Source organism: Streptomyces tailanensis, from assembly GCF_008386495.1.
Taxonomy (GTDB): domain Bacteria; phylum Actinomycetota; class Actinomycetes; order Streptomycetales; family Streptomycetaceae; genus Streptomyces; species Streptomyces tailanensis.
The window spans coordinates 185,701-198,323 of record NZ_VTHJ01000005.1; the positions used below are offsets into that span (position 1 = coordinate 185,701).

Annotated in this window: 9 protein-coding genes; 7 read left to right on the plus strand and 2 right to left on the minus strand. The window is 70.0% G+C overall.

The genetic code is table 11. The features are described 5' to 3' along the window. Window positions 1-16 precede the first annotated feature (16 nt). Together F3T56_RS06595 and F3T56_RS06600 are read right to left on the minus strand one after the other, a co-directional pair. On the minus strand, window positions 17-1,357 hold the full coding sequence (locus tag F3T56_RS06595) for a 6-phospho-beta-glucosidase (RefSeq protein ID WP_149823729.1): 1,341 nt from the start codon (window positions 1,355-1,357) through the stop codon (window positions 17-19). A gap of 135 nt (window positions 1,358-1,492) precedes the next feature. After that, window positions 1,493-2,242 (minus strand): DeoR/GlpR family DNA-binding transcription regulator, encoded by a 750-nt coding sequence (locus tag F3T56_RS06600; RefSeq protein ID WP_149823730.1) that lies wholly within the window; start codon window positions 2,240-2,242, stop codon window positions 1,493-1,495. A gap of 126 nt (window positions 2,243-2,368) precedes the next feature. On the opposite strand from F3T56_RS06600, the gene F3T56_RS06605 reads away from it, so the two are divergent. From F3T56_RS06605 to F3T56_RS06635, 7 genes are all read left to right on the plus strand, one after another. Then, window positions 2,369-3,388 carry a carbohydrate kinase family protein gene (locus F3T56_RS06605; protein WP_149823731.1) on the plus strand — a complete coding sequence of 340 codons (1,020 nt, stop codon included), beginning with the start codon at window positions 2,369-2,371 and terminating at the stop codon, window positions 3,386-3,388. A gap of 66 nt (window positions 3,389-3,454) precedes the next feature. Continuing rightward, window positions 3,455-4,735 (plus strand): ABC transporter substrate-binding protein, encoded by a 1,281-nt coding sequence (locus tag F3T56_RS06610; protein ID WP_149823732.1) that lies wholly within the window; start codon window positions 3,455-3,457, stop codon window positions 4,733-4,735. 124 nt (window positions 4,736-4,859) lie between these two features. Beyond that, on the plus strand, window positions 4,860-5,744 hold the full coding sequence (locus tag F3T56_RS06615) for a carbohydrate ABC transporter permease (RefSeq protein WP_149823771.1): 885 nt from the start codon (window positions 4,860-4,862) through the stop codon (window positions 5,742-5,744). Next, the gene (locus F3T56_RS06620; RefSeq protein WP_149823733.1) at window positions 5,741-6,610 is read left to right on the plus strand and encodes a carbohydrate ABC transporter permease; all 870 of its coding nucleotides are present in this window, start codon (window positions 5,741-5,743) and stop codon (window positions 6,608-6,610) included. The genes F3T56_RS06615 and F3T56_RS06620 overlap by 4 nt, the downstream gene beginning before the upstream one ends. Window positions 6,611-6,703: 93 nt before the next feature. Beyond that, window positions 6,704-7,735, plus strand: a complete 1,032-nt coding sequence (locus F3T56_RS06625) for an alkaline phosphatase family protein (RefSeq protein WP_149823772.1) — start codon at window positions 6,704-6,706, stop codon at window positions 7,733-7,735. Continuing rightward, window positions 7,735-10,698 carry a glycoside hydrolase family 2 TIM barrel-domain containing protein gene (locus tag F3T56_RS06630; RefSeq protein WP_149823734.1) on the plus strand — a complete coding sequence of 988 codons (2,964 nt, stop codon included), beginning with the start codon at window positions 7,735-7,737 and terminating at the stop codon, window positions 10,696-10,698. Before F3T56_RS06625 ends, F3T56_RS06630 begins: the two co-directional genes overlap by 1 nt. 77 nt (window positions 10,699-10,775) lie before the next feature. After that, entirely contained in the window at window positions 10,776-12,617 is a 1,842-nt protein-coding gene (locus F3T56_RS06635; protein ID WP_149823735.1) for a LamG-like jellyroll fold domain-containing protein, read from the plus strand. The last annotated feature ends 6 nt before the right edge of the window (window positions 12,618-12,623 follow it).

Consider the following 12,623-nt stretch of genomic DNA (forward strand, 5'->3'; position numbering starts at 1 on the left):
GGTCAGCCGGGATGGATCACTTCAGGTAGCCGAGGCCGGGGTGGACGGCCGTGTAGCCCTCGACCAGGCGGCGTGCCACGTTCACCGAGTCCACGAGGGGGTGCAGGGCGAATGCCTTCACGGCGGTCGCGCGGGAGTGGGCCTCGGCGGCGGCCAGCACCTCGCGTTCGACGGCCTTGACCGCGCAGACCAGGCCGGTGGCGTGGTCGGGCAGCGGGTCGACGACGACCGGGTGGGCGCCGTTGGCGTCGACCAGGCAGGGCACCTCGATGACGGCCTCGGTGTCGAGGACGGAGAGGGTGCCCTTGTTGCGGACGTTGAGGATGAGGGTGGTGCGCTCGTCGCGGGCGATGGCCCGCATCAGGGCGAGGGCGACCTTCTCGTAGCCGCCGGAGAGGTCGTCGGCGTCGCGTTCACCGGCGCCCGCGGTCTCCCGGTTCTCCGACATGTAGGTGGCCTCGCGCTCGGCGCGGGTGCGGTCCCAGGCCTTCAGGGCGTGGGCGTCGGGGCGCCGCATCTCCTCGTAGAACTGGGCCTGCTGGTCCTTGAGGAAGGCGCCGCGGGTCTTCTCGGCCTGCTGGTAGGCGCGTACGGCCTCGCGGTTGAAGTAGTAGTAGTGCAGGTACTCGTTGGGGATGGCGCCGAGGGACTGGAGCCAGTCCACGCCGAAGAGCTTGCCCTCCTCGAAGGAGCCGAGGAGGTCGCGGTCGGCGAGCAGGCGCGGGAGTTCGTCGCGGCCGGCGACGCACAGGCCGCGGACCCAGCCGAGGTGGTTGAGGCCGACGTAGTCGATCCAGGCCTCGCCCGGGTTGGCCACGCCGAGGACGCGGGCGATACGGCGGCCGAGGCCGACCGGTGAGTCGCAGATGCCGATGACGCGGTCGCCGAGGTGGCGGGACATGGCCTCGGTGACGAGGCCGGCCGGGTTGGTGAAGTTGATGACCCAGGCGTCGGGGGCGAGCCGGGCCACCCGCTGGGCGATGTCGACGGCGACGGGGACCGTGCGCAGGCCGTAGGCGATGCCGCCCGCGCCCACGGTCTCCTGGCCGAGCACGCCTTCCGCGAGGGCCACCCGCTCGTCGTCGGCCCGGCCCTCCAGGCCGCCGACGCGGATCGCGGAGAAGACGAAGTCGGCGCCGGTGAGGGCTTCGTCGAGGTCGGTGGTGGCGGTCACCTCGGGGGCGTCCGGCACATCCGCCGCTTGCTCGGCGAGGACGCGGGTGACGGCGGAGAGCCGCTCGGCGTCCAGGTCGTGCAGGACGACATGGGTGACCCGGCCCTCGGCGCGGTCGCCGAGGAGCGCCCCGTACACGAGGGGCACCCGGAATCCTCCGCCGCCCAGAATCGTCAGCTTCACGCAACTACCACCTTTGCCGATCGTGCATTCGTGCCGACTGTTCCGACACGTGTCAGCCCTCCCGTCACGGGTGCGGGTCGGGCCGTCGTCGTGGATCATGCCGCCGCCGGCGTGGTTCATGTTCCAGTACGCGGGTCATGCCTTCACGACCTCCACCCCGGCCTCCTCCAGCGACGAGCAGGTCGCCTGGTCCACGGGGTCGTTGGTCACCACCACGTCGAGTTCCCCGGGACCGCAGACCCGTGCCATCCCCGTACCGGGGAACTTGGTGGAGTCGGCGAGCAGGACGACCTTGTCGCCGGCCTTGATCATCGCTCGTTTCACGGGGACCTCGACGACGGTCGTATCCATCACCTGGCCGCCGGGCCGCACTCCGCTGGTGCCGAGGAACAGCCAGTCGGCGTGGAGCTGGCGGAGGTTGTCCTCGGTGAGGAAGCCGACGAGGGAGCGGTACTCGCGGCGGACCATGCCGCCGAGCAGCACCAGTTCGATGCCCTCGTCGTCGGCGAGCTCCTCGTAGACCACCAGGTTGCTGGTGATCACGGTGAGGCGGCGGCCGTGCAGCTGCCGGGCCAGGCGGTAGGCGGTGGTGCCGATGTCGAGCAGTACGGACTGGCCGTCGCGGACCATCGACGCGGCCTTCGCCGCTATCGCGTCCTTCTCGGCCACCCGCACCCCGGCCACCTCGGCGAAGGGCTGATCGCCCTCCTCCACGACCGCGCCGCCGTGCACACGCGTGAGCAGACCCTCCTCCTCCAGCCTGACCAGGTCACGCCTGATCGTGGCCGGGCTCACACCGAGCTGCTCGGAGAGATCGGTCACGGCCGCGGGGCCGCCTGATCTCAGGGCCCGCAGGATGAGTTGGTGTCGTCGTTCTGCCAGCACGCGCTGAACAGTACTCGCCATTCCCAATCATTTCCATGCTCACTTCTGCTCGGGTATTGACCAATCTCCCGGAGCAGCGCACGATTCCGGGCATCGATTTGAAGAGTTCTGACGAGAGGTGCGCGCGTGGACGACGACCGGCCCGACGTGCTGCTGACCGGGCTGCTCTTCTACGACCTCGTCCTCACGGGGTTGGGAAGGCCGCCCACGCCCGGCGAGGAGATCTGGACCGACGGCATGGGCTGCGGCCCGGGCGGCATCGCCAACCTGGCGGTCGCCGCCGCCCGCTTCGGCCTGAACACCTCCCTGGCCACGGTCTTCGGCGACGACCACTACGGCGCGTACTGCCGTGACGTCCTCGCCGACCAGGAGGGCCTCGACCTCTCCCTCTCGCGCACCGCGAACGGCTGGCACACCCCCGTCACCGTCTCGCTCGCGTACGGCAATGACCGTGCCCTGGTCACCCACGGGCAGGAGCCGCCGTACTCCCAGGACGAGTTGATGCGCACTCCGCCCGAGGCGCGCACGGCGCTCGTGCACATCGAGGCCGAGCCACGCGAGTGGCTCGCCAAGGCCGCCGCGAACGGCACGCACATCTACGCGGACGTCGGCTGGGACCCCACCCAGCAGTGGTCCCGCGACCTCCTGGACCAGCTCGCCATGTGCCACGCCTTCCTCCCCAACGAGACCGAGGCGATGGCGTACACGCGTACCGACAGCGCGGTCGCCGCGCTCGGCACACTGAGCGAAATCGTTCCGGTGGCCGTGGTCACACGCGGCGGCGAGGGCGCGATCGCCGTGGACCAGACGACCGGCGAGTACGCTCGGGTCCCCGCCCTCGACGTCGACGTGCTCGACGCGACGGGCGCCGGTGATGTCTTCGGCGCGAGCTTCGTCGCGGCCTCCCTCGGCGGCTGGCCGCTGGAGGAACGGCTGCGGTTCGCCGTCCTGGCCGCCGGACTGTCGGTGCGGAACCACGGCGGGGCGCTCGCGGCCCCCGGCTGGTACGGCGTCGACCGCTGGTGGCGCTCGACCACCGACCCCCAGCTGAAAAAGGCATACGGCTTCCTCGCGCACCACATCCCGGCGGATGTCGGCCCGCCGGTGCACCACGCCCCGGTCACCCCGCCCGCGCGGCCGCACTGAACCCCCAGCCGAGCCCTCAGAAAAACGCCCCTCAGTACCACGAACAGGAACAAACAGGAGTGACCCGTGGACCTTTCTCGTAGAGGCTTCCTGCAGGCCGCCGCGCTCACCGCGGCCGCCTCCGGCCTGACCGTCGCCTGCGGCGGCAGCTCGGGATCCGGCGGCACCAAGAACGGCAAGAACCTCACCATGTGGTACTGGGGCGGCGCCCTCAGCGACAAGGTGGTCGCCGAGGCCAAGACACACTTCAGCGGCCAGATCAAGCTGACCAGCTCCTCCATCGGCGGCGACTTCAAGCAGAAGCTCACCACCACCCTCGCGGCGGGCGGCGACTCCGTGCCCGACATCACCGGCATCAAGGGCGAGGACATCGCCTCCTTCCTGCCCAACGCCGACCGCTTCCTCGACCTGAACGACCTGGGCTTCAAGAAGATCTCGTCCCAGTACCTGGAGTGGAAGACCAAGCTCGCCCAGACCAAGGACGGCAAGCAGATCGGCTTCCCGATCGACATCGGTCCCACCGCGCTCTTCTACCGCGCGGACCTGTTCGACAAGGCCGGGCTGCCCACCGACCCGGCCAAGGTCGCAGCCGTAGCCAAGACCTGGGACGACTACTTCGCCCTCGGCTCGGAGCTGAAGAAGGCACAGCCCGGCGTCTTCCTGGTCAACAACATCAGCTCGGTGTTCAACATCGCGGTCGGCCAGGGCACCAAGCGGTTCATCGACGAGGACAACCACTTCATCGGCGACCAGGACCACATCCGCGCCGCATGGGACACGGCGATCCGCCCCTACACGCTGGGCATCGACGCCAAGATCAACGACCAGACCTGGAACGCCGCCATCGGCAAGAACCTGGCGACCGAGCTCGGCGCCGCCTGGCACGCGCTGGACATCGAGTCGGCGGCTCCGGGCACCAAGGGCAATTGGCGGGTCTGCGCGTCGCCCGACGGGCCGGCCAACCAGGGCGGCTCCTACCTGGCTCTGCCCTCGCAGTGCCGGAACCCCGAAGAGGCGTTCAAGATCATCAGCTGGATCCTCAGCCCCGACAACAACGCCAAGAGCTACACCGACGCCACCATTTTCCCCGCCTCTCCGGCGACGTACGAGATGGAGGCCATGACGGGCGGGGACGAATTCTTCGGTGGGCAGAAGATCATCGAGGTCTTCGGCCCGGCCGCCGAGGCCATCCCCATCAGCTACGAGGCACCCGCCGACTCCGCGGTCATGGCGCCCTTCATGGCCGAGCTGAGCAGCATCGAGGCGAAGGGCAAGAAGCCCGACGACGCCTGGAACGACGCGGTCAGCCAGGCCAAGCAGATCGCCCGGCGACAGGGGGTGAACTGAGGTGTCGTCCCCTCCGGTCACCGGCCCCGCCACGGTGCACGAGCACCGTGGCGGGCCGGGCCCGGCCCGCTTCCGCCCGCGGCGCATCCCGCCCGCGGGCGCCGCTCGGCCCAGGCGTCGTGGGGTGCTGTCGTACTGGCGGCAGTACCTGGCGATCTCGCCCTTCTACCTGATCTTCGCCGCGTTCTGCTTCGTCCCCGTCTTCTATTCGCTGTATCTGTCCTTCCAGCGCTACGACGGCCTGGGTGCGAAGCAGTTCGTGGGTCTGCAGCAGTACGAGTTCCTCTGGAACGACCCGGTCTTCTGGCTGTCGATCCGCAACACCCTGCTGATCTGGGTGCTGTCCACCGTGCCCACGCTGTTCGGCGCCCTGGTGCTGGCGACGCTGCTGCACTCGGTGCGCCGCTTCAAGGGCTTCTACCGCATCGCCCTGTACGTGCCGAACGTGACGTCGATCGTCGCCGTGGCGATCTTCTTCGGCGCGGTGTTCAGCAACAACTTCGGCCTCGTCAACGCGATCCTGGGCACGGTCGGCATCGAGCCCGTCCCGTGGCTGAGCAATCCGTGGCTGATCAAAGTGGTGATCGCGCTGCTGATGACCTGGATGTGGACCGGCTACAACATGATCATCTACCTGGCAGGCCTCCAGGCCATCCCCCAGTCGATCTACGAGGCGGCCAAGATGGACGGCGCCGGTCCCGTCCGTACCTTCTTCCAGATCACCATGCCGATCATGCGGCCGATCATCCTGTTCACGGTCGTCATCTCGACCATCAACGGCCTGCAGAGCTTCAGCGAGCCCCAGGTGCTCTTCGCCAGCAATGCCGCCAACCAGAACCAGGGCGGCCCCGGCCAGGCGGGCCTGACCACGCTGCTGTACTTCTACCAGTCGGCCTTCCTCGACAACGACTACGGCTACGGCGCTGCCATCGTGTGGGCCTTCTTCGTACTGATCATCGTGCTCGTCGTCATCAACTGGCGCATCGTGCAACGAGGGAGGAAGTCATGACGACAGCCGCCACGACGCGGCCGGCCACGGGCGCGAGGCGGCTGCGCCGCCCCAAGGGCCTGTCCGCACACATCCTCCTCATGCTGGCCGTCCTGATCTCGGTCTTCCCGTTCGTGTGGACGATCGTGATGGCGACCAACACCACCAAGGACATCTACAAGAGCCCGCCGAAGCTGACCTTCGGCTCCCATCTGCTCGAGAACATCCGGAACGTGCTCAACACCATCGACTTCTTCGGGTCGATGCTCAACACGGTCGTCGTCGCGTGCGTCACCACGGTCCTGGTGCTGTTCGTCGACTCCCTGGCGGCCTTCGCCTTCGCCAAGTTCGACTTCCCCGGGCGCAAGGTGCTCTTCGGCACATTGCTGGTGTTCATGATGCTGCCGCTCCAGCTGGCCGTCCTGCCGCAGTTCATCCTGATGTCCGAGATCGGCTGGGTCGGCATGCTCAAGGCACTGGTCTGGCCCGCCCTGTCCAACGCCTTCGGCATCTTCTGGCTGCGCCAGTACATCGAGAACGGCGTGCCCGACGAACTGCTCGACGCGGCGCGCATCGACGGCGCCGGGTTCTTCCGCCAGTACTGGAACATCGCGCTGCCGATGATGAAGCCCGCGTTGTCCTTCCTCGCCATCTACGCCTTCGTCAACGCCTGGAACGACTACGTCTGGCCGCTCATCGTGCTCACCAACCCCGACCACGTCACGCTCCAGGTGGAGCTCGCCCAGCTCAACCTCGGCCACAACACCGACTACAGCATGGTCATGGCCGGTGTACTCATGGCGGCCATCCCGCTGGTCGTGGTCTTCAGCATCTTCGCGCGCGGGTTCATCGCGGGCGCCACCGAAGGCGCGGTACAGGGCAGCTGAACCGGTGTCGAGAGGGAGTCGAGAGGGAGGGGCACAGTGGTGGAGGTCTCCGGCGGGGAACGGCCGCGGCGCGGCAAGGTGCTCGTGGTCGGCATGGACGGGCTGCGCTTCGACCGGCTGATCCTCCCCCAGCCTCCGGCCGGGGGGACCCCCATCTCGCTTCGCTCGCCGTCCACGGCACCCGTGCTGCACGGCCTGATGGCCACGGGCGCCCATGGCACCAGCCTGCTGCCCTACGGCGAGGTGGACGGCCAGGCCGAGAACGGGCCGTCCACCAGCATGGCCTACACCGACTCCGGCCCCGGCTGGTCGAGCGTGCTGACCGGGGTGTGGCCCGACCGGCACGGGGTGACCGGCAACGACTTCACCGGCGCCGACTACACCCGCTACCCGGACTTCCTCAGCCGCGCCGCCACCGCGCGGCCCGGTCTGCGCACGGCGGCCGCGGTGTCCTGGCCGGCACTGGTCCGCCGCGGCACCCTCGGCCGTGCCATCGGCCGACGTGTGCGCTACAACGGCGAGCGTCGCGGCTACAAGACCGCGGACCGCCTCGTCGCCCGCACCGCCGTGCGCTGGCTCACCAAGGACGACCCGGACGTCGTGTTCGTGTACTTCGGCGCCACCGACGAGGCCGGCCACGCCGCGGGCCCCCTCAGCCCCGCCTACGACCGGGCCCTCCTCGACCAGGACGCCCACTTCGGGCGGCTGCTGGACGCGATCGACGCCCGGCGCTCCGACCCCGCCCGTGCGGCAGAGCGCTGGACCGTGCTGGTCACCACGGACCACGGACATCTCGACACCGGCGGCCACGGAGGCGACACGCGTGCCGAGCAGGAGGTCTTCGTCGTCCTCGCCGAGCCCGGAGCCGAGCCCGGAGCCGAGCCCGGTGCCGAGCCCGGAGCTGAGCCCGGAGCCGAGCCAGGAGCCGAGTCCGGAGCTGAGCCAGGAGCTGAGCCCGGAACGTCCGGCGGCACCCGGCTGGACACGCCCCGCCTCATCGACATCGCCCCCACCGTCCTGGACCGTCTCGGCATCCCCGTCGACCCCGCCTGGGGCCTGCAGGGCCGCATCCTTCCCCGGCCGACCACGTCCCCCAAGTCACCACCGACGGGAGCCCTTCGTTGATGCCTCGCGATCCCCTGATCGCCCTCCGCCCCTGGGAGTCACCCGAGGTGACCTCCTGGAGGCGGTTGCCCATGAGTGCGGTCGACCGCCGCGCCCGGGCGCTGTCCCTCGACGGCCAGTGGCGCTTCCAACTACTGCCGTCCCCCGAGACCGAGCCCGGCCCCGCCTGGTCGTGGGCCGGGCTTCCGGGCTCCTGGGCCCTGGAGGCGGCGGAGGACCCGCCGCAGTACACCAACGTCCGTATGCCGTGGCCCGAGTTCCCGCCCGAGGTGCCCGCCGCCAATCCGACCGGTGTGTACGAGCGGGAAGTCGGCATACCCGCCGCCTGGGCCGGCCGCCGGATCGTCCTCCAGGTCGGCGCCGCCGAGAGCGTGCTGCTCGTCCATGTGGACGGGCAGCCCGTCGGCATCTCCAAGGACTCCCATCTCGCGGCCGAGTTCGACCTGACGGACCTGGTGCGCCCCGGCTCGCCCGCCACCGTACGGCTCACCGTCGTCAAGTGGTCCGACGCCTCGCACATCGAGGACCAGGACCAGTGGTGGCTCGGCGGCATCACCCGCTCGGTGCTGCTGTACGCCACCGATCCGCTGTATCTCGCGGACGTGACCGTGCGGGCGCGGTGCGACGGGGAGCTGCGGGTGGACTGCCGGGTGCGGTCGGCCGAGGGGACGGACGCGCTGCCCGCCGGGTGGTACGTCAGCGGGGAGTTGGACGGGCTGGCGCTCACCCAGGACACCGAGTTCGACCGGGTCAACGCCGAGGACGAGCGGGTCTCCGACTTCCTCGGCGAGGTCCGGCTGCGGACGGTCGTACCCGAGGTGCGGACCTGGACCGCCGAGACCCCCGAGCTGTACGACCTCACCGTCCACCTCCACCGCGCCGACGGCACCGTCGCCGACACCTCGCACCACCGCATAGGCTTCCGCGAGGTCGAGATCCGCGGCCGGGACCTGCTCGTCAACGGGAATCGGGTCTACATCCGGGGCGTGAACCGGCACGACTTCCACCCCCTGACCGGCCGTACGGTGTCGTACGAGGACATGCGCGCCGACCTGGTCACGCTGAAGCGGTTCGGCTTCAACGCGATCCGCACCTCGCACTATCCGGGCGACCCGGGCCTGTACGACCTGGCCGACGAGCTCGGCTTCTATGTCGTCGACGAGGCGAACATCGAGTCGCACGACCACGCCCATGAGATCGCCGACGACCCGCGCTATCTCAACGCCTTCGTGGACCGCGTCTCCCGTATGGCCCTGCGGGACAAGAACCACCCGTCGGTGATCATCTGGTCGCTGGGCAACGAGTCCGACTACGGCGCCAACCACGACGCGGCGGCGGGCTGGCTGCGGCGGCACGACCCGACGCGGCCGGTGCAGTACGAGGGCGCCGCGAAGCTGGACTGGGCCGCCACGGACGACGCCTCCGACCTCGCGTGCCCGATGTACGCGCCCATCGAGGACTGTGTCGCGCACGCGCTCTCCGGTGCGCAGACCCGGCCGCTGATCCAGTGCGAGTACTCGCACGCCATGGGCAACAGCAACGGCACGCTCGCCGACATGTGGGCCGCCATCGAGGCCACCCCAGGTCTTCAGGGCGGGTTCATCTGGGAGTTCTGGGACCACGGCATTCTCCAGTGTGTGAACGACGGACGACCGGCCGGGCGTGGGGGCGCCGGGCTCTACGAGAACGGGGTCGCCGCCCCCGGCCATCGCTGGGCGTACGGCGGCGACTTCGGCGAGACCGTCCACGACGGCGCGTTCATCGCCGACGGGGTCGTCTTCCCCGACCGCACGCCCAAGCCGGTGATGTACGAACACCGGGAGATCGCCGCGCCGGTGCGGCTGTCCGTGGAGGGCGAGGGCACCTGGCGGGTGCTGCGGGTGCACAACCGGCAGCACTTCCGTGATCTGTCGTGGCTGGCCGCCGAGTGGGAGTTCGCGGCGGCCGACGGCGGTACCTGGACGGTCCCGGCCCAGCTCCCCGCCGTACCGCCCGGCGGCTCGGCCGTGATCGACCGGCCCGAGGTACTCGACGGGGCCGGCGAGATCTGGCTGACGCTCCGCGTGACGACGGCCGCCGACGAACCCTGGGCACCGCGCGGCACCGAGGTGTGCAGCCCGCAGGTGCAGTGGTACGAGGCGTCCGAGGAAGACGCGGCCGAGCCGGTGGTGGGCGCCGAGGACGACCTGGGCCACGTACCCCCGCCGGAGACGGACGAGGACGGGCTGCTCCTGCACCCGCTGCTCGCCGCCGCGCCGACGCTGAGCCTGTGGCGGGCCCCGACCGACAACGACGTACTCGGTGGCATGGCCGGGCGCTGGCGCGAGTTGGGCCTGGAGCGGCCGGAGCGGGAGACGGTCTCCGTGGAGCGGAAGGGCCCCATGGTGCGGGTCCGGTCCCGCTGGCTGACCGGTGCCGGGGCCGTCGAGCACGAGCAGACGTTCACGGCGCTGGTGGACGGCCGGATCCTCGTCGAGGAGACGGCGGTGCTGCCCGAGGAGCTGACGGACGTGGCCCGCGTCGGCACGGTGTTCGAGACCGCCGACGGCTTCGACCGCCTCGCCTGGTACGGGCAGGGCCCGTGGGAGAGCTATCCGGACCGCGCGGCCGGAGCGCCCGTCGGGCACCACTCGGCAGCCGTGGACGAGCTGTTCACCCCGTATCTGCGCCCGCAGGAGAGCGGAGGACGGCACGGCGTACGGCACTTCACGCTCTCGGGGGACGACCATGTCCTGACGGTACGGCTGGACCGGCCCCGGCAGGTCTCGGTCACCCGTCACCGGGCTGAGGAGCTGGCCGCCGCCGCGCACCACGACGAACTGGTGCCCCGGCCGGGCTGTGTGGTGCACATCGACGCGGCGCACCGGGGGCTGGGCACCGCCTCGTGCGGCCCGGACACCTCGCCTTCCTATCTGATCCCACCAGGTGTCCACCGCTGGGCGTGGACGCTGCGTGCCCTCTGATCCCACCCCCCTTCGCTGTTGTCACCCGTTGTCATCACCGCTGTTGTCACCGCTGTTGTCACCTTCACGGAGCACCTGTGTGTACTTCGCATGACCACGAGCAGGGCGAGGCCGCCCAGGCCGGCGCCGGCAGACGCAACTTCCTGCGGGCCACCGCCCTGATGGGCGCCGCGGCCACGGCCGTCGCCACACTCCCGGCGGCCACGGCGCAGGCCGCCCCGGCCGAGTCCCGCACCGCCGCTTGGCGGCCCGATCCGGACAGCCGCCGTTTCACGCTGGCGGTGATGCCCGACACCCAGTACCTCTTCGACGGGCCGAGCATCGACAAGGAGCCCGTCGAGGCGTCCCTGCGTTATCTGTTGGAACACGGTCGGGAAGAGAACATCGTCTTCCTGTCCCACCTCGGTGACCTCACCCAGAACGGCACGAAGGAGGAGTGCGCGGCGATCGGTGAGGCGTTCCGGCTCCTCGACCGGCGGGGTGTGGGCTACAGCATCCTCGCGGGCAACCACGACGTGAGGTCGTCGACGACCGACCAGCGGGGCTCGACTCCGTACCTGGACGTGTTCGGCCCCGACCGCTTCAAGGGCAAGAAGACGTACGGCGGTTCCTCCCCGGACGGCTACAACTCCTTCCACCTCTTCAAGGCGGGCGGCCGGCAGTGGATGGTCCTGGCGCTGGACTGGCGGCTGTCGGACAAGGGGTACGCCTGGGCGAAGGAGGTCATGGCACGGCACCCGAAGGCGCCGGTGATCCTGACGACCCACGAACTGGTCGTGGAGGACGACGCGGTGTCGTCCTACGGTCAGCAGCTGTGGGACCGGCTGATCAAGGACCACGACCAGATCTTCCTCACCCTCAACGGCCACTACTGGCCCGCCGGCCGGGCGACCCGCGAGAACGCGGCGGGACATGACGTCCACCTGCACCTCACGAACTACCAGAACCTGTACTTCGGCGGCGCGGCGATGATCCGCCTCTACCACTTCGACCTCGACCGGAACGCCATCGACGTGGAGACGATCTCCCCGTGGATCCTGGGCCGGGCCGCGAAGGGGCTCAACGAGCTGGAGCGGCAGGAGATCGAACTCTCCGGCGACGCCGACCGGTTCACGGTCGACATCGACTTCGCCGCCCGCTTCAACGGCTTCGACCCGGTGCCCGCGCGTGCGGAGCGGCCCGTGTCGAAGCTGCTGGTCCCGGGCACGGTGGCGTACTGGCGGTTCGACCAGGCCGTGAGCGACACGGTCCGCGACCGCTCCGGACGCGGCAACGACCTCTCCCTGGTCACCGTCGGCGGCGGCCAGCTGGGCTGGTCCGCCGACCACCACCCCGACCAGCCCGGTCACGGCAGCCTGGAGTTCCGGGGCTTCAAGTCCCCGCTGAAGGGCGCCTATCTGCGTACGGTCGACGGTGCCCCGCTCAACTCGGCGACGTTCGAGAACGGCTACACCATCGAGGCGTTCTACCGCCTCCCGGCCGACTGGAACCCCTCCCACAACGCCTGGTCGGGCCTGGTCAGCCGCACCGGCACCGGCGGCGCCGCCGGCAAGACCGCCGACGACCCGGACGAGCCGCTGGCCACCCTGTCCCTCTCCAACGACCGCGAGCCGCAGTGGGCCATGCGCCCGCTCAACCAGCAGGGCATCGCCACCAACTGGGGCCAGGAGACACCCCTGGAGACCTGGTGGCATCTGGCGGTCGTCAACGACGGCGAGCACACCACCCTGTACGTCGAGGGCTGCCCGGTCGTCCGCAACCCGAAGGCGGCCTCTGTCGGCATCACCTCCGTGGGCCTGCCGTGGCTGCTCGGCGGCTACGAGTACGGCGGCAGGATCGACCAGATCCTGTACGGCCGACTCGGCGACGTCCGCATCGTCGAACGCGCGCTGCCCGTCAAGTCGTTCATGAACCACTGACACCCC